The 22546-nt window shown below is 44.2% G+C and carries 22 protein-coding genes and 1 riboswitch; of the genes, 21 read left to right on the plus strand and 1 reads right to left on the minus strand.

All coding sequences use genetic code 11. The features are described 5' to 3' along the window. Positions 1 to 108 precede the first annotated feature (108 nt). From IEY34_RS16300 to IEY34_RS16380, 17 genes are all read left to right on the plus strand, one after another. On the plus strand, positions 109 to 600 hold the full coding sequence (locus tag IEY34_RS16300; RefSeq protein WP_189012999.1) for a YajQ family cyclic di-GMP-binding protein: 492 nt from the start codon (positions 109 to 111) through the stop codon (positions 598 to 600). A 128-nt stretch (positions 601 to 728) separates the two neighbouring features. Then, entirely contained in the window at positions 729 to 2057 is a 1329-nt protein-coding gene (gene rimO / locus IEY34_RS16305; protein WP_189013001.1) for a 30S ribosomal protein S12 methylthiotransferase RimO, read from the plus strand. Further along, on the plus strand, positions 2054 to 2638 hold the full coding sequence (gene pgsA, locus IEY34_RS16310; protein ID WP_189013003.1) for a CDP-diacylglycerol--glycerol-3-phosphate 3-phosphatidyltransferase: 585 nt from the start codon (positions 2054 to 2056) through the stop codon (positions 2636 to 2638). Before rimO ends, pgsA begins: the two co-directional genes overlap by 4 nt. Before the next feature lie 98 nt (positions 2639 to 2736). Continuing rightward, positions 2737 to 3987 carry a competence/damage-inducible protein A gene (locus IEY34_RS16315; RefSeq protein WP_189013005.1) on the plus strand — a complete coding sequence of 417 codons (1251 nt, stop codon included), beginning with the start codon at positions 2737 to 2739 and terminating at the stop codon, positions 3985 to 3987. Between the two features lie 175 nt (positions 3988 to 4162). Beyond that, positions 4163 to 5206 (plus strand): recombinase RecA, encoded by a 1044-nt coding sequence (gene recA / locus IEY34_RS16320; protein ID WP_189013007.1) that lies wholly within the window; start codon positions 4163 to 4165, stop codon positions 5204 to 5206. Between the two features lie 73 nt (positions 5207 to 5279). Next, positions 5280 to 5969 (plus strand): regulatory protein RecX, encoded by a 690-nt coding sequence (locus IEY34_RS16325; RefSeq protein ID WP_189013009.1) that lies wholly within the window; start codon positions 5280 to 5282, stop codon positions 5967 to 5969. A gap of 377 nt (positions 5970 to 6346) precedes the next feature. Continuing rightward, a complete protein-coding gene (gene rny / locus IEY34_RS16330) occupies positions 6347 to 7888 on the plus strand; it encodes a ribonuclease Y (RefSeq protein ID WP_189013011.1) in 1542 nt (513 codons plus the stop codon). A 112-nt stretch (positions 7889 to 8000) separates the two neighbouring features. Further along, positions 8001 to 8795, plus strand: coding sequence for a TIGR00282 family metallophosphoesterase (locus IEY34_RS16335; RefSeq protein ID WP_189013013.1), 795 nt, complete (start codon positions 8001 to 8003; stop codon positions 8793 to 8795). A gap of 115 nt (positions 8796 to 8910) precedes the next feature. Further along, a complete protein-coding gene (locus IEY34_RS16340) occupies positions 8911 to 9171 on the plus strand; it encodes a stage V sporulation protein S (RefSeq protein ID WP_028558349.1) in 261 nt (86 codons plus the stop codon). A gap of 138 nt (positions 9172 to 9309) precedes the next feature. Next, the gene (locus tag IEY34_RS16345; protein ID WP_189013015.1) at positions 9310 to 10257 is read left to right on the plus strand and encodes a dipeptidase; all 948 of its coding nucleotides are present in this window, start codon (positions 9310 to 9312) and stop codon (positions 10255 to 10257) included. Between the two features lie 205 nt (positions 10258 to 10462). Then, entirely contained in the window at positions 10463 to 12211 is a 1749-nt protein-coding gene (locus IEY34_RS16350) for a 2-oxoacid:acceptor oxidoreductase subunit alpha (RefSeq protein WP_189013017.1), read from the plus strand. Beyond that, a complete protein-coding gene (locus tag IEY34_RS16355; RefSeq protein ID WP_189013019.1) occupies positions 12199 to 13065 on the plus strand; it encodes a 2-oxoacid:ferredoxin oxidoreductase subunit beta in 867 nt (288 codons plus the stop codon). Before IEY34_RS16350 ends, IEY34_RS16355 begins: the two co-directional genes overlap by 13 nt. Before the next feature lie 98 nt (positions 13066 to 13163). After that, positions 13164 to 13733, plus strand: a complete 570-nt coding sequence (gene pduL, locus IEY34_RS16360) for a phosphate propanoyltransferase (protein ID WP_189013021.1) — start codon at positions 13164 to 13166, stop codon at positions 13731 to 13733. 136 nt (positions 13734 to 13869) lie between these two features. Further along, a complete protein-coding gene (gene miaB, locus IEY34_RS16365; RefSeq protein WP_189013023.1) occupies positions 13870 to 15351 on the plus strand; it encodes a tRNA (N6-isopentenyl adenosine(37)-C2)-methylthiotransferase MiaB in 1482 nt (493 codons plus the stop codon). Positions 15352 to 15382: 31 nt separating this feature from the next. Next, positions 15383 to 15847 carry a YlbF/YmcA family competence regulator gene (locus IEY34_RS16370; RefSeq protein ID WP_189013025.1) on the plus strand — a complete coding sequence of 155 codons (465 nt, stop codon included), beginning with the start codon at positions 15383 to 15385 and terminating at the stop codon, positions 15845 to 15847. A gap of 42 nt (positions 15848 to 15889) precedes the next feature. Continuing rightward, positions 15890 to 16624, plus strand: a complete 735-nt coding sequence (locus IEY34_RS16375; protein WP_189013027.1) for a phosphonate ABC transporter ATP-binding protein — start codon at positions 15890 to 15892, stop codon at positions 16622 to 16624. Beyond that, complete coding sequence (locus IEY34_RS16380; protein WP_189013029.1) at positions 16621 to 17103, plus strand: low molecular weight protein-tyrosine-phosphatase; 483 nt, start codon at positions 16621 to 16623, stop codon at positions 17101 to 17103. Before IEY34_RS16375 ends, IEY34_RS16380 begins: the two co-directional genes overlap by 4 nt. A gap of 62 nt (positions 17104 to 17165) precedes the next feature. Here IEY34_RS16380 and IEY34_RS16385 read toward each other — a convergent pair whose 3' ends face one another. Beyond that, on the minus strand, positions 17166 to 17567 hold the full coding sequence (locus tag IEY34_RS16385) for a hypothetical protein (RefSeq protein WP_189013031.1): 402 nt from the start codon (positions 17565 to 17567) through the stop codon (positions 17166 to 17168). Between the two features lie 640 nt (positions 17568 to 18207). Between IEY34_RS16385 and IEY34_RS16390 the strand changes: the two genes are divergently transcribed. From IEY34_RS16390 to IEY34_RS16405, 4 genes are all read left to right on the plus strand, one after another. Then, positions 18208 to 18384, plus strand: coding sequence for a hypothetical protein (locus tag IEY34_RS16390; protein WP_189013033.1), 177 nt, complete (start codon positions 18208 to 18210; stop codon positions 18382 to 18384). A gap of 112 nt (positions 18385 to 18496) precedes the next feature. Beyond that, the gene (locus IEY34_RS16395; RefSeq protein WP_189013035.1) at positions 18497 to 19507 is read left to right on the plus strand and encodes a 2-oxoacid:acceptor oxidoreductase family protein; all 1011 of its coding nucleotides are present in this window, start codon (positions 18497 to 18499) and stop codon (positions 19505 to 19507) included. Positions 19508 to 19541: 34 nt separating this feature from the next. Then, a complete protein-coding gene (locus IEY34_RS16400; RefSeq protein WP_189013037.1) occupies positions 19542 to 21845 on the plus strand; it encodes a thiamine pyrophosphate-dependent enzyme in 2304 nt (767 codons plus the stop codon). 70 nt (positions 21846 to 21915) lie between these two features. Next, positions 21916 to 22209 carry a hypothetical protein gene (locus IEY34_RS16405; protein WP_189013039.1) on the plus strand — a complete coding sequence of 98 codons (294 nt, stop codon included), beginning with the start codon at positions 21916 to 21918 and terminating at the stop codon, positions 22207 to 22209. Between the two features lie 119 nt (positions 22210 to 22328). Next, positions 22329 to 22415, plus strand: a riboswitch (cyclic di-GMP riboswitch). The last annotated feature ends 131 nt before the right edge of the window (positions 22416 to 22546 follow it).

Below are 22546 nucleotides of genomic sequence, written 5' to 3' on the forward strand. Positions count from 1 at the left end.
TGATTGCCCAACAAAGACATCCTAGGCCAAGGGCTGCAGGATGTTTCTTTTTTTTTGGCTTCTTGCTATAATGCTAATGTAATTTGATGGAAAGGATGTTTGTCTACGATGAGTACAGAAAGTTCGTTTGATATTGTTTCTAAGGTGGATATGCAGGAACTGAACAATGCGATTCAGCAGGCGGAGAAAGAAATGCTTACCCGTTTTGATTTTAAAGGCAGCAAGAGCAGCATTAAGCTGGATAAAGATCAGTTGGTAGTCACTTCCGATGATGAGTTTAAACTGCAGAATGTCCTCGATATTATGCATGCCAAAATGACGAAGCGCGGAATTTCGATCAAAAATCTGGAGTACAGCAAAGTTGAGCCGGCTGCTGGTCAAACGGTTAGACAGAAAATCAGCATGAAACAGGGTGTAGATCAGGATAATTCCAAAAAGATAAACATCTTGATTCGCGATTCCAAATTAAAGGTCAAAACGCAAATTCAAGGGGATCAAATTCGCGTAACAGGGAAGAGTCGTGATGATTTGCAAGCCGTTATTGCGCTGTTACGCAAAGCGGACATCCCTCTTGATTTACAATTTGTCAATATGAAATAAGCGTACATATGAGCGGCAATTGTTTAAAACCCCCTAGTTATAGGGGGTTTTTACATTTTGACACCCTATAGGGCTTGTATTATACTGGTAAGGAGCGTTTTTTAGGACTATTGGAGGTTGTTTCATTCATGACAGAAAAGGTTAAAGTAGTAACCCTCGGATGCGAAAAGAATATGGTTGATTCCGAGATTATGGCTGGATTAATACATGGACGTGGTTTTCAACTTGTGGACAACAAGGAAGACGCTACCGTCATTATCGTGAACACTTGCGGGTTCATTGATGCAGCAAAAGAAGAATCCGTAAATACAATTTTGGATATGGCAGAACTGAAACAAACCGCGAATCTCAAAGCGCTTATCGTTTCAGGCTGTTTAACTCAGCGCTACAAGAAGCAGCTAATGGACGAAATGCCAGAAATAGATGGCATCGTTGGTACTGGTGATTTTGATAAAATCAATCATATCGTAGATGAAGCTCTGCGCGGCAAGAAACCGGTTCTAGTGGGGAATCCGGTATTTAATTATGATGCGGATCTGCCAAGACTCGTGGCAACACCGCGCTATACAGCCTATGTGAAAATCGCAGAGGGATGCGACAATGCTTGTACGTTTTGCAGTATTCCGATTATGCGCGGTGCCTTCAAAAGCAGAAGCATGGAGTCTGTCGTTGCGGAAGTGGCTAATTTGGCTGCACAAGGCGTTAAGGAAATTAGTCTTATTGCACAAGATTCCACGAACTACGGTACCGATCTTTATGATAGCTTTATGCTGCCTACCTTATTGAATAAAGTCAGCGAAGTAGAAGGTATTGAGTGGGTAAGACTGCATTATGCGTATCCTGGATTCTTTAGCGACGAGCTGATTGAAGTCATGGCGTCTAATCCCAAGATCTGCAAGTATATCGATATGCCGCTGCAACACAGTGAAGATTCGATCCTTAAGCGGATGAGAAGACCAGGTCGCCAGAAAGATACGCGTGAGTTGGTCCGCAAAATCCGTGAGGCTATTCCTGATGTCGCGCTGCGCACATCGCTGATTGTTGGTTTCCCAGGGGAAACGGAGGAAGATTTCGAAAACTTAAAGAAATTCGTAAGCGACGTACAATTCGATCGTCTGGGTGTATTTGCTTACTCCAAGGAAGACGATACGCCAGCAGCACGTTTGCCGGATCAAGTTCCGGAAGATGTGAAAGAATATCGCGCGAACTCCATAATGGAAATTCAACGTGAAATTTCGAATATACGCGGCGGACGCCGTATCGGTCAAGAAATTGATGTGCTGATTGAAAGATACGATGGCAGAAGCGATGTCTATATTGGCCGTTCCCAGTTTGACGCTCCCGAGATTGATGGCGAAGTATTCGTTTCTAACGCGAAGCTGAATATTGGCGAGATGGCCAAAGTTCGCATTACCCACTCCTATGAGTTTGATTTATCAGGGGAGGTTATTGCATGAACCTAGCCAATCGCATCACCGTGGCGAGGATTTTATTAGTACCTATCATCATGTTTTTCTTGTTGATCAAGGTGAAATTTCCACATATACGGATTGAGGAATTCAGTATTACGTACAATCAAATTATTGCTGCCTTAATTTTCATTATTGCAGCGAGTACCGATAGTTTAGATGGTTACATAGCTAGAAAACGTAATCTTGTAACTAACTTAGGCAAGCTGTTAGATCCGCTCGCGGATAAGCTGCTTGTTACAGCTGTACTCGTTTCTTTAGTTGAAATGGATAAAGTAGATGCTTGGATTGTCATTGTGATTATCAGTAGAGAATGGGCAGTTACCGGACTTCGCCAAATTGCTCTATTGGAAGGCACAGTCATGGCTGCAAGCAAATGGGGAAAGGCAAAGACGGCTGCACAGATTACGGCCATCATTGCACTGCTTATCAATAATTTTCCGTTTACGTTTCTGCACTTCCCCTTTGATGTTATAGCTAGTTGGGCAGCAGCGATTATTACGGTCTACTCAGGAATTGAGTACTTTGTGAAGAATAAACACGTCATAGACTTTTCAGAAAAAGCATAATAGGGCAACCTATTGGCGATAAAACCTACCTCTACATGCGGTCGCTCTTCTTTGAACAGCCGCTATAGAGGTTTTCTTATTTAAAGGAGGAATTTGAAATGAAAGCTGAAATTGTCGCTATTGGAACTGAACTATTGCTTGGTCAAATCGTGAACACCAACGCACAATTCCTATCACGTGAATGCGCTGCGATCGGTGTCGACGTGTATTTGCAAACCGTTGTCGGTGATAATGAACATAGATTGCTTGAAACCTTCAAATTAGCGGCTTCCAGAGCGGACGTCGTCATTTGTACGGGGGGGCTTGGCCCAACCCAGGATGACTTGACCAAGGACGTGCTGGCCGGGTTCGTAGGCCGTGAACTGATCATCCATGAACCATCGATGACAGCCATAACGGATATGTTCCAATCCCGCGGCATTCATATGGTGGAGAGCAATCGAAGACAAGCATTGATGTTGGCGGACAGTGATCCTTTGCATAACGAAACGGGGCTAGCCGTTGGGATCGCTTTTACATACGAAGGGACCCATTTTATTCTATTGCCAGGTCCTCCCAAAGAAATGAAGCCTATGTTCTCAAAATATGCAGTTCCCTGGCTGCAGACTAAGATGACTGACGAAGTGCCTCTTTATTCCAAGATGCTTAAATTTGCCGGCATCGGCGAATCCAATCTGGAACATCAATTGCTTGATTTGATTGCAGCCCAAACCGATCCAACCATTGCTCCCTACGCCAAAGAAGGCGAAGTGACGATTCGTATTACGACACGTGCACAATCGGCTGAAGAAGGCGAGAAAAAGCTGCAATCCACGGAAGAAGCGATCAGAAGTCGATTGTCTGAACATCTCTATGCGAATCATGACGTCCCTATTGAAGCCGTCGTTGTACAATTGTTGGCGGCTAAGAAATTAACGCTTGCCGTTGCGGAAAGCTGTACAGGCGGTTTGTTGGGTGATCTGATAACTTCAATTCCAGGCAGCTCGCAGCCATTTCTTGGAGGCATCATCTGTTATACAAATGCGCTCAAACATCAGCTTCTTTCAGTTCCGCTGGAAGTTCTTGAAGGCGAGGGAGCTCCCGGTGCGGTGAGCAGTGAAACAGCTGTTCTGCTAGCTGAACATATAAGCGGGAAGACCGGAAGTGACTTTGGCATCTCGATTACCGGCGTAGCGGGTCCAAGCTCTTCAGAAGGCAAGCCGGTAGGGTTGGTCTATATTGGATTCGCGCAAAAAAATAAGCCAACCCAAGTGATTGCGCTGCAGCTTTCGGGCAATCGGGAATCGATCAAACATAGAGCAGCCAAAAGCGCGCTCTATCAATTATGGAAACAGTTGAAAGATCAATAATGTTCGCTTATAATAAGAGTAAGTGTTAACGGAAGGACCGTAGCAAAGCGATAACTTTGTTGCGGTTTTTTGTTTGTTCGCTAAAAAGTCGAATGTATGTTCGAAAAAATGCTTGGCAAACACCCTGAAACAGGTTATCATATACCTATAATGATAGAAGAAGGAAGTGATTGTTTTGACAGATCGTCGCGCAGCACTTGATAATGCACTACGTCAAATTGAAAAACAGTTCGGTAAAGGCTCCATCATGAAACTGGGAGAGTCTACGCATATGCAAGTTGAAACGATTTCGACTGGAGCACTTGCGCTTGATATTGCGCTCGGTATAGGTGGATTCCCACGCGGAAGAATTATTGAAGTTTACGGTCCGGAATCTTCAGGTAAAACGACGGTAGCCCTTCACGCGATTGCAGAAGTACAGAGAGTTGGCGGACAAGCTGCCTTTATTGATGCAGAGCATGCCCTGGATCCTTCTTACGCAAGTAAACTTGGTATTAACATAGATGAGCTTCTATTATCCCAACCAGACACGGGTGAGCAAGCTTTAGAGATCGCTGAAGCGCTTGTACGCAGTGGCGCAGTGGATATCATCGTCATTGACTCGGTTGCTGCGCTTGTTCCGAAAGCGGAAATTGAAGGCGAGATGGGCGATTCACACGTTGGTTTGCAGGCTCGCTTGATGTCTCAAGCTCTTCGTAAGCTTTCAGGTGCAATTAACAAGTCCAAAGTTATTGCGATCTTCATCAACCAATTGCGTGAAAAAGTCGGCGTCATGTTCGGTAACCCAGAGACAACGCCGGGTGGTCGCGCATTGAAGTTCTACTCCTCTGTACGACTTGATGTTCGTCGTATTGAAACGATCAAACAAGGAAATGACATGGTCGGTAACCGTACAAGAATTAAGGTCGTTAAGAATAAAGTAGCGCCTCCATTCAAACAAGCGGAAGTTGATATTATGTATGGCGAGGGTATTTCACGCGAAGGCAGTATTATTGATATCGGTACAGAGATGGATATCGTTAATAAGAGCGGAGCTTGGTACTCGTATGAAGGCGAGCGACTGGGTCAAGGTCGTGAGAATGCGAAGCAATTCTTGAAAGACAACAAAGCTATTTCCGAAACGATTGAGCTGAAAATTCGTGAAAACAGCAATTTAGTCAAAGTTGTTGGTCTAAACGAAGATGAGGACGAAGATGAATTGGAAGTTGCTTTCGAATAACATTTAAATCATAGAGGAAAGCACCTTTAACCTTGGGTTAAGGTGCTTTTCATTTTAGGGGAGTTGGCTGGATATGAGCGATGAAGAGCAAACATTGTCAATAATTACGCTGGTTGAGAAACAAAAGAAAGGCAGGCATCGCTATAATATTTTTATCAATGAGGAGTACGCCTTCTCGGTTCATGAAGATATTTTGATCAAGCATCGATTAGTTAAGGGAGAAATTATTAATCAACAGGATTTTGAAAAAATTACGATTGATGAAGAACGTAATAGTGCGTACCTAAAAGCGATACGTATTATTGGACGTCGCCCTCATTCGGCAATCGAAGTTAAACGCAAGCTGAAAGAAGCGGGTTACGAAGCGGCAGTCATCGATTGGGCATGTGAGAAGATGGCTGAACAGAATTATCTCAATGATGAAGAGTTTGCGAAAATGTGGACAGACAGTCGGATTATTACGCAACGCAAAGGTCGGAATTTGGTTCGTCAGGAACTTCAACAAAAAGGTATCGATAAGGAATTGGTGAAAAATGCAATGGAAACGATCAATCCTGATGATGAATTTGCGGGTGCTATGAAACTCGCTCAAACAAAATGGAAGCAAACCTCAGGCAAAATGATGGATCGCAAAAGAAAAACAGGCGCCTTTTTGATGCGCCGAGGGTATACAGGATCTATTGTTAGCAAGGTTTTGGCCCAAGTCAGCAGCGAACCTGACGACGAAGAGTTTGATTTCATCGATGATAATTTTGATAATTAATGTCATTAATTAAAAGGACGTTTAGTTAATGTCATTAACCATAGTTTGGGACTCTTGTGAGAGAATCCATGACATTCGCTTGACAAGCTTCTTCGACAAAAGATAAAATAACAGTGTATATTTTCATAATTTGTTCAAAATCATACTTCTATCATTGATTTTGAGGGAACAGATGTAGAAACCGCCAATTTTTACACTGTTGATTATGGATTATTAGCACTATAGTGCCTCTAACGCACAGTGCGCATTCATTTAAAAGCCATACTCTTTTTCATCATAGGGTATGTATGACTAGCCAAACAATTAAAAATCGGATTAAAAAACCGAACGGAATCCCAGGCTAACACCTTGGAGAAACCAACGAGGAGGTGAACAAGATGATGTCTTTCATCTGGGTCGCGATCATTCTCATTGTTGGAGCTGCATGCTTAGGGATTGGTTATTTTATCCGTAAATCTCTTGCAGAAGCGAAAATTTCCAGTGCTGAAACAGCCGCTGAACAGATTAGAGAATCTGCCAAGAAGGAAGCAGAAGCACTGAAAAAAGAAACGGTTCTGGAAGCAAAGGACGAAGTGCATAAGCTGAGGTCCGAAGCTGAAAAAGACATTCGTGAACGTCGGAATGAAATACAACGACAAGAAAGACGATTGTTGCAAAAAGAGGAATCGCTGGATAAAAAATTAGAATCTCTCGAGCGTAAAGAAGAGCAAGTTGCCAACAAAGAGAAGCGGATCGAGGATACACAAACACAAATTGATCAGCTGTACAAGAGCCAAGTTTCGGAGTTAGAGCGGATTTCCGGTCTTACAATGGAGGAAGCGAAAAGCATCATCCTCACCAACGTAGAACAGGAAGTACGTCACGAAACGGCACAGTTGATTAAAGAGATTGAACAACAAGCCAAAGAAGAAGGCGATAAGAAAGCCCGTGAGATCATCACGCTCGCTATTCAACGATGCGCGGCAGATCACGTTGCTGAGACGACGGTTTCCGTTGTTTCATTGCCTAATGAAGAGATGAAAGGCCGCATTATCGGTCGTGAAGGACGTAATATTCGTGCACTTGAAACATTAACGGGTATCGACCTCATCATTGATGATACGCCAGAAGCTGTTATTTTATCTGGATTTGATCCCATCCGACGCGAAATTGCTCGTACCTCTTTGGAGAAACTGGTTGCTGATGGACGTATTCATCCAGCACGGATCGAAGAAATGGTTGAGAAATCCCGCAAGGAAGTGGACGAGCGTATCCGCGAATACGGAGAGCAAGCCACTTTCGAGGTTGGCGTACATGGTTTGCATCCTGACTTGATTAAAATTTTGGGACGTCTGAAATTTAGAACAAGTTACGGTCAGAACGTGTTGAAACATTCCATGGAAGTAGCTTATCTGGCTGGTCTGATGGCCGGGGAGCTCGGGGTAGACGTAACTTTGGCGAAACGTGCCGGGCTGCTTCATGACATCGGTAAGGCACTTGACCACGAGGTCGAAGGATCACACGTGGAAATCGGTGTTGAGATTGGTAAGAAGTACAAGGAGCATCCAGTCGTTATTAATAGTATTGCTTCACATCACGGTGACGTGGAAGCAACCTCTGTTATCGCAATGCTGGTTGGAGCTGCTGACGCATTGTCCGCAGCAAGACCGGGAGCACGCAGAGAGACACTAGAAACGTACATTAAGCGTCTGGAGAAACTTGAAGAAATTTCTGAATCCTTTGAGGGTGTAGAGAAGTCTTACGCCATTCAAGCTGGTCGTGAAGTGCGCGTTATGGTACAACCTGAGAAAGTGGATGATACCGAAGCGTTCCGTCTAGCCCGTGATATTACCAAAAAAATCGAGGGTGAACTCGATTATCCAGGACATATTAAGGTTACGGTCATTCGTGAAACCAGAGCAGTGGAGTACGCTAAATAAGAAAGCATGCGAAAAGTGGCTGATATAGCCACTTTTCCTTATTTTTAAGGCAAATGGTTGAAATCATCATCGCGAGACTATGCAGGGTTTGAAAAGGAGCTATATTGAAGTTATGAAAATTGTATTTATTGGAGATATCGTTGGATCCGTAGGTAGGAAAGCACTAAAGAACATTATGCCAAGATTGAAGCAAGCACATCCTCATGCTGTCTTTATTGCCAATGGGGAGAACGCGGCAGCTGGGAAGGGCATTACCTCAGCTATTGCCAAAGAAATCTATGAGATGGGCATTCAGGCCCTTACAATGGGCAATCATACATGGGATCAAAAAGAAATATTCGATTTTATCGATCGTGATGAGAAAATGATTAGACCTGCGAACTTTCCACCGGGTACACCGGGCAGAGGACATACCGTCATTAAAGTGAAAGACCAAGAACTATTAATTATCAATTTGCAAGGAAGGACGTTCTTGCCGCCGATCGATTGCCCGTTCCGCAAAGTGGATGAGATTCTTGAAGCTGACAAGAAAAAGCATAAATTCGTTTTCGTCGATTTTCATGCAGAAGCAACTTCGGAGAAAATTGCCATGGGTTGGCATTTGGACGGAAAAGCCTCAGCTGTCGTCGGGACGCATACGCACGTTCAAACGAATGATAATCGCGTTTTGCCGCAGGGGACTGCTTATATAACGGATGTGGGAATGGTCGGGCCTCGCGATGGCATTCTCGGCGTAGAACGCAATGCGGTACTGCAGAAATTTAAAACACAGTTGCCGGTGCGTTTCGTCACGGATGAAGGGAAATGGCATTTCCATGCTGTGGTGATTGAGCTCAATGATCAGACGGGATTAGCCAAAAGCATTAATCTCATTCGATATGATGAAGATCAAGTGTTTATGGATTAGCATCTCAGGTCAGAAAATTTCGAATTTTCAATTTTAGTTATCTGACATGTTTGGCCCACCTGAGGAATATGATGGTTAATGGAATCTATCCATCATTCCCGAGGAGGTACTATTCATGGATGTATTGAAAGTTTCAGCAAAGTCCAATCCAAACTCCGTAGCAGGTGCATTGGCAGGTGTTTTGCGTGAGCGTGGAGCCGCTGAGCTCCAAGCTATTGGTGCAGGAGCCCTTAACCAAGCCATCAAAGCAGTAGCTATCGCAAGAGGATTTGTGGCGCCTAGTGGAGTTGACCTCATTTGTGTACCAGCCTTCACAGATATTGTGATTGACGGGGAAGATCGGACGGCCATTAAATTAATTGTTGAGCCGCGCTAGAGTACGGCAATATACATACAGCACGACGCCTGTTTACTTTGTAGACAGGTTTTTTTCTCATTTCTCATGCGACAGTGACAAGACCTCTATGGTAGAGGTTTTTGTTTTGTTTGGATCTAAACAGAGGAGGCAGGTTGGATGAAAATCAAAATCATGGATGGTCATTGCGATGCGCTCACGAAACTGTATATGAATCCTAAGCTTCAATTCGGCATAGAAGAACAGGAACTTGATGTCAGTTATCCAAGACTCAAACAGGCAGGAGTCAAGGTGCAATGCTTCGCGATCTATCTGTCAGATTCCATTCAACAACCTACCTTTGATCACATACTGCAAATGGTCGACGTGTTTCATCGGCAAGTCGTTCAGCATCCAGGCATGCATTTTATTCAGAGCGAGGCTGACTGGCGCATCGTAGAGGCCGGGGACCTGATTGGGGCTATTTTAACACTTGAAGGGGTAGATGCTCTCGCTGGCAATATGACGCATTTGCGAATCCTACAGCACTTGGGAGTTAGAAGCATCGGCTTGACTTGGAACTATGCCAATTGGGCAGCAGACGGCGTCATGGAGCCCAGAAAAGGCGGATTCACAAGAAAAGGGAAACTGATGTTAAAAGAATTAGAAACTATGGGTATAATAGTAGATGTGTCACACTTATCTACAGCGGCTTTCTGGGAACTAGTTGAGATATACAGCAAACCCTTCATCGCTTCTCATTCCAATGCTCAGAAAGTATGTCCCCATCCAAGAAATTTATCAGACGATCAAATTAAAGCTATCATTCAATGTAAGGGCAACATCGGAATTACGTTCGTACCTTACTTTGTAGATAGCGCTATTATGACTGTCCCGATCTCGGCTTTGTTGAAACATATCGACTATGTTTGTGCCTTAGGGGGGGAGCAGCATATAGGGTTTGGTTCTGATTTTGATGGCATTGAGCAGTGGATCAAAGGTTTACGGCATGCCGGACAATACGGAAATATAATAGAAGCTTTATGTAAAAACTATAGGGAATCACAAGTTGAAGCTTTTTTGTATGGGAATTGGCGCAATTTCATGCTTCAGAACCTTCCGAAATGAATTTTCATAATCAATCTAATATTGATATGGATTCGATCTAAAAACTCTATCTTTTAGAATCGTTTGTACCCCTTGCAATTTGATCCATAAAGGCATAGAATTTGTTTGACAAGTGAAAGAAAATTTTTATTGAATCATCTTCATTACTAAACAATTAGCTTATTAATGTCTTCATGCAGCTACAATCAAAAGGAGTGGACGTACGGTGATTAGTCAGTTATCTTGGAAAATCGGAGGTCAGCAGGGTGAAGGGGTCGAAAGTACAGACCGCATTTTCTCTACTGCATTGAACCGTCTCGGTTACTATTTGTATGGGTACCGTCATTTCTCTTCACGGATTAAGGGGGGACATACGAATAACAAGATTCGCATCAGCACTAAACCGATTCGCGCAATTTCAGACGATTTGGACATTTTGGTTGCTTTCGACCAAGAAAGTATTGATTTCAATGCTCACGAGCTTCGTGACAATGGGGTTATCGTAGCAGACGCTAAATTTAATCCTGTATTACCTGAAGGCATCAAAGCACGTCTGTTTCCAGTTCCGATTACTGCAATTGCAGAAGAACTAGGAACATCCCTATTTAAGAACATGGCCGCATCAGGTGCTTCTTGGGCACTGCTCGGTTTGCCGCTTGATGTGTTTAATAAAGCTGTTGAAGAAGAGTTCGGCCGTAAAGGCGCAGCTGTTGTTGAGAAGAACATCGAAGCTGTTCGTAAAGGTGCTGAATCCGTTCTGGAACTTGCAGGCGGTCCTATCCTTGATTTCCAATTGGAACCAGCCGACGGCGAACAAAAATTGTTTATGATCGGTAATGATGCAATCGCTCTTGGAGCGGTAGCAGCAGGGTGCCGTTTTATGCCGGCTTACCCAATTACACCAGCATCCGAAGTTATGGAGTACTTAATTAAAGCACTTCCTAAATTCGGTGGTACAGTAATCCAAACAGAAGACGAAATCGCAGCATGTACAATGGCAATTGGCGCTAACTACGCTGGTGCTCGTGCATTGACAGCTTCTGCTGGTCCTGGTCTGTCCTTGATGATGGAAGCAATTGGCCTTGCAGGTATGACAGAAACACCGGTTGTTATCGTAGATACACAGCGTGGTGGTCCAAGTACAGGTCTTCCAACCAAACAGGAACAGTCCGACTTGAACGCAATGGTTTATGGAACTCACGGTGAGATTCCCAAAATCGTGTTGTCCCCAAGTACGATTGAAGAGTGCTTCTACGATACAATTGAAGCGTTCAACCTTGCTGAGAAATATCAAGTTCCCGTTATCTTGATGACAGATCTTCAGCTTTCCCTAGGTAAACAATCCGCAGAAATGCTGGATTACAACCGCATCGTGATTGACCGCGGAACATTGGTAACTGAAGCTCCTGAGCAAGAAGCAAACCAATTGTTCAAGCGTTACGAATTCACTGCAAACGGTGTATCACCACGTATAATTCCAGGCGTCAAAAATGGTATTCACCATGTTACTGGGGTTGAGCATGACCAAACGGGTCGTCCATCCGAGAGCACGGAAAACCGTCAACGCATGATGGATAAACGTCTTGAGAAGTTGAAACACATTCAAGTGACGGACGCTATCAAAGTGGATGCTACGCACGAAAACCCAGATCTTCTAATTATCGGTATGGGTTCAACGGGTGGAACCATTGACGAAGCTCGCCGCCGCGTTGAGTTGGAAGGCATCAAAACGAACCATGCAACAGTTCGCTTGATTCATCCGTTCCCGGCTGAGCAATTGCGTCCATACATTGAAAAAGCAAAAACGGTTATCGTTGTTGAAAACAATGCAACTGGCCAATTAGCTGATCAAATTAAACTGCATGTAGGTCATGCGGATAAAATTAAAAATGTGCTTAAATACAACGGTAATCCGTTCTTACCGGCAGAAATTGAACAAAAATGTAAGGAGATGACTTTAGCATGGCAACATTAAAAGACTTTCGCAACAATGTTAAGCCAAACTGGTGTCCAGGATGCGGAGATTTCTCCGTACAAGCGGCCATTCAGCGTGCAGCTGCTAATGTTGGTTTAGAGCCTGAAGGGTTAGCAATTGTTTCCGGTATCGGTTGTTCCGGACGTATCTCCGGTTACATCAATGCTTATGGTTTCCATACGATTCACGGTAGATCATTGCCAATCGCACAAGGTGTGAAAATGGCTAACCGTGACTTGACAGTTATCGCATCCGGCGGTGACGGCGACGGCTTCGCAATCGGTATGGGACATACTGTTCATGCGATTCGTCGTAACATCGATGTAACTTACATCGTAATGGATAACCAAATCTACGGTTTGACTAAAGGGCAAGCATCCCCACGTAGTGCGGAAGGCTTCAAAACGAAAAGCACTCCACTAGGTACAATCGAATCGGCGATTTCTCCGTTAGAAGTAGCTATGGCTGCAGGTGCAACTTTCGTTGCTCAATCTTTCTCCAGTAACTTGAAACAGTTAACAGCTGTTATCGAAGCTGGTTTGAACCACAAAGGTTTCTCCCTAATCAACGTATTCAGTCCTTGTGTAACTTTCAACAAAGTAAACACTTATGACTGGTTCAAAGAGAACATCGTGGATCTGGATGAAATTCCTGACTATGATTACACGAACCGTGTGATGGCAATGACCAAAATCATGGAAACAAACTCCATGTTGACAGGTATCATTTACCAAAACAAAGACAAAAAAAGCTACGAAGATTCCATTCCTACTTTTGCTAAAGAAGGACTTTCGAAACAAAATCTTCAGATTTCAGAAGCGGATTTCAACAAAATGCTTACTGAGTTTAAATAATACGTTTTCTAACTTGAGGGCATATGGAGAAACTCCGTATGCCCTTTTTGCTGAGCGGCAATACTGACAACTATATCAACGATAAAGGATGAATAACAATGAAAACTGTTCCTGTAGGCGTATCAGCTCGACATATACATGTATCTCCAGATCACATCGAAATTTTATTTGGCGAAGGCTACGAACTCACGCATTTCAAAGATCTTTCCCAACCAGGACAATTCGCGGCAGAAGAGACCGTAACGATCGTCGGACCCAAAGGTAAATTTGAGAAAGTGCGAATTCTTGGTCCTGCCCGCACAAATACGCAAATTGAGATTTCCCGGACGGATTCTTTTTCACTCGGCATCAAACCCCCAGTTAGGGAATCAGGATACATAGAAGACACACCTGGGCTTCGCGTAATTGGTCCAAAAGGTGAGGTAGAGCTGGAGAAAGGGGTTATCGTTGCAGCTCGGCATATTCACTTCCATACCTCCGATGCAGACAAATGGGGCATTAAGGATAAACAAATGCTGCGCGTTAGAATGAATGGGGAGCGCCCATTAGTATTAGAGAATGTTATTGCACGTGTATCAGATCAATATGCCTTGGATATGCATATTGATACGGACGAGGGAAATGCAGCAGGTGTAAAAACAGGAGATCTAGCCGAGCTGCTTGATTAGTCCTTGGGTACCACGTTTTCAGACAGATGGTAATTTCCTTTTGTGCTAAGTAGGCTTGAGATGCTATAATAAAAGTTGCGTATTTATTTGTAAATAAAGCAAGTTTTCACAAGCAAAACTCTTAGGAGGAACGAAAGTGGCTAACCAAGTGAAATCCGATAAGGATTATTCCCAATATTTTCAGCCTCCTTCACTGACAGATGCTAAGAAGCGCGGAAAAGAAGAGATCGCCGTTCATTATGATTTCATGATTCCTGAGGAGATGCAGGAGTTCGGCAAAGATAAATATTATTTAATTCGCACTTACGGATGCCAGATGAATGAGCACGATACAGAAGTGATGAAGGGCCTGCTTGAGCAAATGGGCTATCAAACGACCGAGGATAAAAATCAAGCAGATGTGATCTTGTTGAACACTTGTGCGATTCGGGAAAATGCGGAAGACAAGGTGTTCGGCGAGTTAGGACATTTGAAAGCTTTGAAAGCGCAGAAACCAGGTTTGGTGCTTGGTGTTTGCGGATGCATGTCGCAAGAAGAAGCTGTTGTCAATCGAATCATGCAAAAGCATGCTTTTGTTGATTTGATCTTTGGTACGCACAATATTCATCGATTGCCTGCTTTGTTGAAGGATGCCTTCTTTAACAAGGAAATGGTTGTAGAGGTATGGTCCAAAGAAGGCGACATCGTTGAGAACTTACCTAAGAAGCGGGAAGGAATACGCGCTTGGGTCAATATTATGTACGGCTGTGATAAGTTCTGTACCTACTGTATTGTACCGTATACACGCGGTAAAGAGAGAAGCCGCCGACCGCAGGACGTATTGGCTGAAGTTAGAGACTTGGCTCGCCAAGGGTTTCAAGAAATCACCTTACTTGGACAGAATGTCAATGCTTATGGCAAAGACTTTGAAGATATTACGTATTCTTTTGCTCAACTGATGGACGATATTCGCAAAATTGATGTCCCGCGCATTCGATTCACGACTTCGCATCCACGTGATTTCGACGATCAGTTGATCGAAGTTTTAGGAAAACGCGGGAATTTGGTCGAACATATTCATTTGCCCGTACAAGCAGGCAGTAGTGAAGTGCTTAAACGGATGAGCCGCAAGTACTCCAGAGATCATTACTTAACTCTTGCTCGTAAAATTAAAGAAACGCTGCCAGACGTTGTTCTGACAACAGATATTATCGTTGGTTTCCCAGGGGAAACTGACGAGCAGTTTGATGAAACCATGTCGCTGTATGAGGAAGTAGGTTTCGATTTCGCCTTTACGTTTATTTACTCCCCTCGGGAAGGAACGCCTGCGGCTGGCATGGAAGACAATGTGCCGATGGAAGTTAAGAAACAACGGTTATATCGCCTGAATGAGCTAGTGAACACGCATAGTAAAGCGAGCAATGACAAGCTGCTGGGCCAAACTGTAGAAGTTCTCGTTGAAGGTGAAAGCAAGAACAACCCAGATGTCTTGGCAGGTCGGACACGGACGAATAAATTGATCCATTTCACGGGTTCAAGTGATCTCATTGGTCGTATGGTTGAAGTCCATGTGACACATGCGCAAACGTGGATTCTAAAAGGTGAGATTGTCAGCAAACCTTTGAAAATGTCTATTTAATAGCAAGTTAAACGAACAGGAGTGTGCTCAGATGTCTCAATGTGACCATGATCATCATGATAACCAACCTCATGCTTTCAAAGTTGAGGAGTTTACAAATACAGAAATGATTGTACGCGAAGATATTTTGTCCAAAGCTAAGGAACTGGCGAATTTGTTAACAACTTCAAACGAAGTTCAGTTCTATCAAAAAGCGGAGAAACAAATCGCCACCAATCCTGATATTCAAGTATTGATTAGTGCTATTAAGAAGAAACAGAAAGAAATCGTTGCTTTCCAAACGTTTCAAAATGCAAAAATGGTTGATAAGATTGAAACCGAAATTGAAGTTCTGCAAGATGAATTGGATGGCATTCCAATCGTCAATGAATTCAAACAAACGCAAGATGATATCAATTATTTATTGCAACTGGTCATGTCCGTGATCCGGGATACCATTTCCGATAAGATCAATGTTGAAGCAGGTACAGAAGAACCGCCGACTTCTTGTGACTAAGAAAGTTTTGGTAGAATATGCCTACTCGAAGGAGACATGGTCATGCTTACAGTCCGTAATTTAAGTAAAGTATATCCACCAGATATTCAGGTCCTTTCACAGGTCAGCTTTCAAGTGGATGAAGGCGAATTTATTGCGGTCATCGGAAGCAGCGGGAGTGGGAAAACAACCTTACTGCGCTGTATAAGTCATCAAGAAAAGTGGACAAGCGGACAATTAATTTATAAATCCAATGATATTTCCAAGCCTGGCCCTCTAGAACGATTTAAATTAGGCAAAGATTTCGCTTATCTTGAGGAAAAGCCATCTTTAAACCGGAATAAGAGCGCAATCAAGAATGTCATGATGGGCAAGGTCTACAAAGCGCCTTTGCGGATTCTCACAGGGATGACGTCACGGGATGAACATGTAGTTGGCATGGACTACCTGGAGAAGGTGGGTCTGCTGGATAAAGGTGACAAGAAGGTGGGTCAATTAAGCGGAGGTGAGCAGCAGCGTGTTGCGATTGCCAAAGCATTGATTCTCGGGCCCAAGGTGCTGGTCGCTGATGAGCCTGTATCCGGCTTGGATCCCAAATCCACGGAGTATATCATTCAGGATTTAAAATCTTTATGCAAAGATCGCAATATGAGTGTAATTGCAACGCTGCATCAGGTTGAGCTGGCAGAGCGATATGCTACGCGCATTTGGGGGCTTTCCGAAGGAAGAATCGTGCTTGATATTCCTGCCAGATCTCTGACCCTTCGTGAGAAAATGCTCATATTTGGTGAAGTATGATTCAGGTCTTATTCGTTTGTTTAGGAAATATATGTCGGTCACCTATGGCTGAAGCTATTTTTCGTCACCAAGTGACGAAGGCGAAGCTCGATTCGAAGATTACGATGGACTCGGCTGGAACGGGGGACTGGCATATTGGTCATCCGCCGCACCAAGGGACGAGAGATATACTGGATCAATACCAGATTGAGCATGAAGGCCTCAGAGCAAGGCAAGTCAAGCCCGCAGATTTTATTGCGTATACATATATCATTGCAATGGATGAGAGTAATGTGCACAACCTGGCCTCGTTTGCTCCTGAACATGTAGAAGGCGAGCAGCGAGCTTCCATTCATAAATTGCTGGATTTCGCTCCTGATCGGGTCATCAAAGATGTGCCTGATCCTTATTATACGGGAAACTTTCAAGAAGTTTATGAGATGGTTGAAGTGAGCTGTGAACGTTTACTTGTTTATTTGAAGGAAAAAGAGAACTTATAAAAAAAGCAATGGTGAGAGAGTACAGATCTCTTTCACCGTTGCTTTTTTGCTGTTGCGGTAGGTTAGACTATAGTAAGTCCATTCTGTTGTAGACATTCTGCTATCGTGTTCAGCACGGTGGGATGGATAGGAATAATGACATCGGTAGGTCCCAATTCGAATAAACCACTTCGGTTGTGAATCGTTGCTGCTTGTACATAAATGCGGTAGTGCTCTGAACCGGTAGCCATATGCACAGCCTCTTGATTACCGGAGCTTTTATTAATAAATGTGATTGATTTGAGCGCCGAGCTATCATAAGGAACAATGCTCACGATGTGTTCCAATTTGAAATAATAGTTAATGTGGGGTTTGTGAAGTATCAACTCTTTCGTTGAGACGGTTAATCCGAGATCGCGCTTCTTGTGCGACATTTTCAAGTCGCCTTCCAGTGATTTAATCTGGATGAAATCTGAATTATTCATAGCAAAAACCCTCCTTCACTTGTGTTGATGATCGCTTGTCTTATCAGAATAACACAGATCAACAGACTTGTTAAAGGAAGGCTATAGGAGTTTATGTACCCCCGTCAGGCATAGATTCAATGACATTTTTGATCAGATTCATCAGACATTGCCTTAATTTTTTGGATTCGTGTGATGAAGCGAAGAACGGCTGCAATTTCTTATTTGATTTCTAACTGTTCTTGAAAGCCTGGTCCAAAAGTTGAATGAAGCCGCGGGTAGATGTCAGTGGATTTCGTGTTTCTTCACATAAAAGAGTAAAAAAGTAATCAATGCTGCTGTTGATCTTTGTAGATGAATATTGGTGCAAGAACCAGATGGATTAAGATCGCAGTAATGAGGTAGAAAATGCCATGAAGTTCATAAGAAACGACTGAATGGAGCAAAGTAATTCCGTCTTTTCCAAAGATTACGACAGAATCTGTATTATTTCTACATTATCTCATAAAATTGGACCTTATCAATAGAAATGGTACATTTTTATTGCTAAAGATTTGATAAAGACTTATAGCGTTATGGCTGCATGCGGCTGTATAATGAATAAGAATTAGAGTGCAAACGTTTACAAATTCATTGGGTTTGAAAACGAGGAGAGATGAGGATGAAGGCGTGCTCACAGGTTTGCGGTGTTGTCTTTAATCCGCTTGACGAAGATTATGTAAACGTATGTGAGGATTGTGAAGACGCCATCAAGGACGATCCAGCCAGTGAGGAGAGTAAGGGAACATCCAGTTATTATTTAGGCAGCTGTGGGCTTATTATTGATTATTTGCTTTGAGGACAAGGACAAAAAAAGGTTGATAACCAGAGATTTCTTGTTACAATGAAAGTAGATTTACTATTCATACTATTCATTCTTTATGCTGTTCATTTTCGAAAGGAGACCTTGCATGGTAACTTTACCTAAATTGAACGATCTCGGCTTTTTCGAGATTAGACTGGAATCCATTGGCGGACTTGGCGCAAATCTAGCGGGAAAGATGCTAGCTGAAGCAGGTGTTGTCGGAGTGGGTTTGAACGGGGTTAGCTTCTCTTCTTATGGTTCAGAGAAGAAAGGGTCAGCAGTGAAGGCACATATCAGGTTCTGTGACATGGAGACGAGAATACGGGATACTTCGCCCGTAGAACGACCGCACGTTGTTGGTGTATTTCACGAGTCGCTTTCCAAAACTGTAAACGTTATCAGTGGCATCTACGAAGATAGTACCGTGCTAGTAAATTCAACGAAAACGCCAGATGAACTCAAGGAAAAAATGAAGCTCCGTGGCGGTACCATTGCGGTTATTGACGCGATTGGTATTTCACTGGAGGAAAAGAATCGCGTTAACATGGCGATGCTTGGCGCGTTGTTCCGGTTATGCGATTTTCTTGATCCGGAGGTGATGCGAGGAGTTATCCGCAAGTCTTTGGAGAAGAAATATCCGCTTGCCGTAGCGCCTGCCTTGCGAACATTTGACCGGGGATACAATGAAGTCGTGTTCCAAACGTATGCGCTTCCAGCCGGGGAGACAATGCCTGATTTTGTGCGGTTTGATACGCCTGTTTTGGGGTATGAAACACAGTCCATTGGCGGGGTAATTACGAATCCTGGCAATAGTGTTCTGAAGGATCTCAGTATTTCACGCGCGGGGATGATGCCCCATTTTCATGAAGATAAATGTATTCACTGTGCTTCTTGCGATAATGTGTGTCCGGACTTCTGCTTCGTATGGGATGAGCTCCCTGACAAGAAAGGTCGTCCACAGATGTTCTTGCAAGGCATTGATTATCAATACTGCAAAGGCTGCCTTAAATGTGTACAGGCTTGTCCGACGGATGCGCTCGCTAGTGAGCGGGAAGAAGATGGATATGCCGATAGTCATCGAATGCCGCATCGTTTCAATCTAGCTATAAACTCTTAGAGAGTATTTATGGGAGAAGGGTGGAACTACTCGCATGTCCATTGATATCAAGAAGGAATTAGGGCAAGCCAAAGTGGAGCAGCGCATTGTCTACGAGTCAGGCAACGAGATGGCAGCCTATGCAGCTCATCAAATCAATTATCATATCATGGGGTATTTTCCTATTTCCCCATCTACAGAAGTCGCGCAATTCCTCGATCTCATGAAGTCCAATGGGCAGCATGATATCGTTCTCATCCCCGCAGACGGGGAACATGGTTCTGCAGGCATATGCTATGGTGCTTCAACCGCTGGCGGCCGTGTCTTCAACGCGACCAGTGCTAACGGTTATTTGTACATGCTGGAACAGATGCCGGTTCAATCCGGAACACGGTTTCCGATGGTTATGAATCTGGTCTGCCGCTCCGTATCGGGTCCGCTCAATATTCATGGCGATCACTCCGATTTGTATTACGCTTTGAATACAGGTTGGCCAATTGTTATGTGTCGTGACCCGCAGGCTGTGTATGATATGAATATCATCGCTTTGCGGCTAGCCGAAGATCCAGCCGTGCGTTTACCCGTATTGGTTGCCTCCGATGGCTATTTCACATCGCATCAGAAGCGAAGAGTACAAACGTTCGCGCATCGAGAAGATGTGCATGCCTTTATTGGCGAGCAGCCGCAAGGCTTTCCGGATACGTTAGATCGTAATAATCCGATTACGGTTGGACCTTACATGAATGAACCGGATTATATCAATAATTGTTATCAACAATCCATGGCTATGTACAATGCCGGTGAGGTTTACGATCGCATTCGGCAAGAATATGCCGATTTGACGGGCCGTGACTATCCGATTCTGGAGCTCTATCGGATGGAGGACGCGGAAGTCGCGGTGTTCCTGATGAATTCGGCATCCGAAATCATCAAAGACGTCGTCGACCAGCTCCGCGAGAAGGGCATTAAAGCCGGATCCATCGCGCCGAACATGATCCGTCCTTTCCCTGCCAAGCAGATCGCAGAAGCTTTGCAGCATGTGAAGGCGATCACGGTTGGCGATCGCGCAGATTCTTACGGCGGCCATGGCGGCAATATGGTCAATGAAATTAAGGCGGCCTTGTTCACGCATGGGAATAAGGACACGTTTGTCATAAGCCGAATCTACGGCTTAGGTGGCAAGGACTTTTATGCCGAGGATGGGCATAATCTGTTCCAGTTTGCCATTGACGCTGTAAAAAGCGGCAAAGTGGATGTGCCCTTCGATTACTATGGGCACACGCCTGGTGATCCGTCCAAAGCGCCTAAGCGGGTGCTGACACCGATGAAGTATGAGGACCTGAATACAGGCCTCATAACCGTAACACCGGATGAAGCTACAGGTAAGCTGAATGTAAGAATTCCGCCTCTGCGCGCGCTGACGAAGAAGCCCAAGCGAATTGCGCCGGGTCATGGCGCTTGTCCGGGCTGTGGCATTTTCTCTGGTTTAGAGCTGTTCTTCAAAGGCATTGAAGGCGATATTGTTTCGATTTTCCATACGGGCTGTGCCATGGTTGTAACGACTGGCTACCCGTATTCGGCTCATAAAGCTACGTATATCCATAATCTTTTCCAGAACGGCGCAGCAACGCTCTCAGGCGTTGTAGAGATGTTCTGGGAGCGTAAGCGTCGAGGTGAACTGGATCATCTTGGCTTGCAGGATGATTTCACGTTCGTCATGATTACCGGCGATGGCGGTATGGACATTGGGATGGGACCAGCTATAGGAGCTGCGCTGCGGAATCATAAAATGATCATTCTCGAGTACGATAACGAAGGCTACATGAATACAGGAGCCCAATTATCTTATTCGACACCAATGGGTCACCGGACTTCGACCTCCAACGTTGGGAAAAACCAAGGCGGTAAAGTATTTCATCATAAGGATACCGCGCAAATTATGGCTGCCACACATATTCCTTATGTCTTTACGGGATCGGAAGCTTATCCGCAGGATCTGGTGAAAAAAGCTGCCAAGGCCCAGTGGTATGCGCAGCATGAGGGGCTGGTCTATGGTAAAATCCTGATCGCCTGTCCGCTGAACTGGTTATCTGACGATCAGGAAGGCTCCAATATCGTTGGAGCGGCCGTTGATTCGTGCTTCTTTCCGCTCTATGAGGTGGAGCATGGCGTTACGACGATCACCTATAATCCGGAGGACAAGAGCAAGAAGATTCCATTATCCGATTGGCTCAAGACGATGGGCAAAACGAAGCATATGACGAAGCCGGAGTACGAGGGTTCTTTGAAATCTTTCGAAACGGAAGTAGAGCGTCGTTGGAACCGGTTGAAAGCCAAGCATGAGAATGCCTATTTATAAGTTCCTACTATAACAGGAAGGCACATTCACCCGAGTGGTGAACGTGCCTTTTTATCGGAGGTTGAAAGGAATGCCCTACGTCTTGCAGCACAAAGCAAGTGAACAACTGTTCACTTGCCAATTAGTAAATCATTATGGATTAGCTTATTATGGCGTCAAATTTTGGCTCGAACAAGATGAAGCAGTTGAGCAATTTGCGTCCTTTGTAGATGAGCGTTTGGAGCAAGCATCGCATGAATGGCAAGTGGTAGAGATCGAAGAAGGGGAGATGAAACTCTGTAATGTGAAGCTGAAAAATGATCCGAATTTGCTCGTTTTTTGGCCGCATACACGAAAACCGGAGGTTCGTAAACTGGAAAATTAAGGCGGTTAGTCAATAGGCAGCAAGCCTCTTTGGTTTCGACAATAAACGCAACTTTGCGCCTATATTCGATATTCACCCCCGCAATTTATAATTAGGCTACGAAAGAAAAAAATCACATCACAGCGAAGTGGCAAACCGAGCGAAAGCTTGGGACGCAAAGCTATAGGGGCTCTCGTGTTGCGGCACAGTGCTAGCCAGCTCCCGAATGCGATGGGACCTTCCTACCAGGAAAGGATAACCCAGATGAGGCTATTGGGTTATCCTTTTTGCTATCTTTCGGTGTCGAAAGTTGCGAAAAGCGGATCTAATTACCCATATCGTCTGATCGGCTTTACAA

The organism is Paenibacillus marchantiophytorum, assembly GCF_014640555.1.
In the GTDB taxonomy this organism is placed as follows: Bacteria; Bacillota; Bacilli; order Paenibacillales; family NBRC-103111; genus Paenibacillus_E; species Paenibacillus_E marchantiophytorum.

Excerpts from the sequence above, each read along its gene's own strand:
- IEY34_RS16390 (WP_189013033.1), top strand. The coding sequence starts at position 18,208 with ATGAAGGCGTGCTCACAGGTTTGCGGTGTTGTCTTTAATCCGCTTGAC.
- IEY34_RS16340 (WP_028558349.1), top strand. The coding sequence starts at position 8,911 with ATGGATGTATTGAAAGTTTCAGCAAAGTCCAATCCAAACTCCGTAGCA.
- IEY34_RS16405 (WP_189013039.1), top strand. The coding sequence starts at position 21,916 with ATGCCCTACGTCTTGCAGCACAAAGCAAGTGAACAACTGTTCACTTGC.
- IEY34_RS16300 (WP_189012999.1), top strand. The coding sequence starts at position 109 with ATGAGTACAGAAAGTTCGTTTGATATTGTTTCTAAGGTGGATATGCAG.
- rimO (WP_189013001.1), top strand. The coding sequence starts at position 729 with ATGACAGAAAAGGTTAAAGTAGTAACCCTCGGATGCGAAAAGAATATG.
- IEY34_RS16315 (WP_189013005.1), top strand. The coding sequence starts at position 2,737 with ATGAAAGCTGAAATTGTCGCTATTGGAACTGAACTATTGCTTGGTCAA.
- IEY34_RS16335 (WP_189013013.1), top strand. The coding sequence starts at position 8,001 with ATGAAAATTGTATTTATTGGAGATATCGTTGGATCCGTAGGTAGGAAA.
- rny (WP_189013011.1), top strand. The coding sequence starts at position 6,347 with ATGATGTCTTTCATCTGGGTCGCGATCATTCTCATTGTTGGAGCTGCA.
- IEY34_RS16385 (WP_189013031.1), bottom strand. The coding sequence starts at position 17,567 with ATGAATAATTCAGATTTCATCCAGATTAAATCACTGGAAGGCGACTTG.
- IEY34_RS16380 (WP_189013029.1), top strand. The coding sequence starts at position 16,621 with ATGATTCAGGTCTTATTCGTTTGTTTAGGAAATATATGTCGGTCACCT.
- IEY34_RS16345 (WP_189013015.1), top strand. The coding sequence starts at position 9,310 with ATGAAAATCAAAATCATGGATGGTCATTGCGATGCGCTCACGAAACTG.
- IEY34_RS16395 (WP_189013035.1), top strand. The coding sequence starts at position 18,497 with ATGGTAACTTTACCTAAATTGAACGATCTCGGCTTTTTCGAGATTAGA.
- IEY34_RS16370 (WP_189013025.1), top strand. The coding sequence starts at position 15,383 with ATGTCTCAATGTGACCATGATCATCATGATAACCAACCTCATGCTTTC.
- pgsA (WP_189013003.1), top strand. The coding sequence starts at position 2,054 with ATGAACCTAGCCAATCGCATCACCGTGGCGAGGATTTTATTAGTACCT.
- IEY34_RS16375 (WP_189013027.1), top strand. The coding sequence starts at position 15,890 with ATGCTTACAGTCCGTAATTTAAGTAAAGTATATCCACCAGATATTCAG.
- IEY34_RS16325 (WP_189013009.1), top strand. The coding sequence starts at position 5,280 with ATGAGCGATGAAGAGCAAACATTGTCAATAATTACGCTGGTTGAGAAA.
- IEY34_RS16400 (WP_189013037.1), top strand. The coding sequence starts at position 19,542 with ATGTCCATTGATATCAAGAAGGAATTAGGGCAAGCCAAAGTGGAGCAG.
- pduL (WP_189013021.1), top strand. The coding sequence starts at position 13,164 with ATGAAAACTGTTCCTGTAGGCGTATCAGCTCGACATATACATGTATCT.
- IEY34_RS16355 (WP_189013019.1), top strand. The coding sequence starts at position 12,199 with ATGGCAACATTAAAAGACTTTCGCAACAATGTTAAGCCAAACTGGTGT.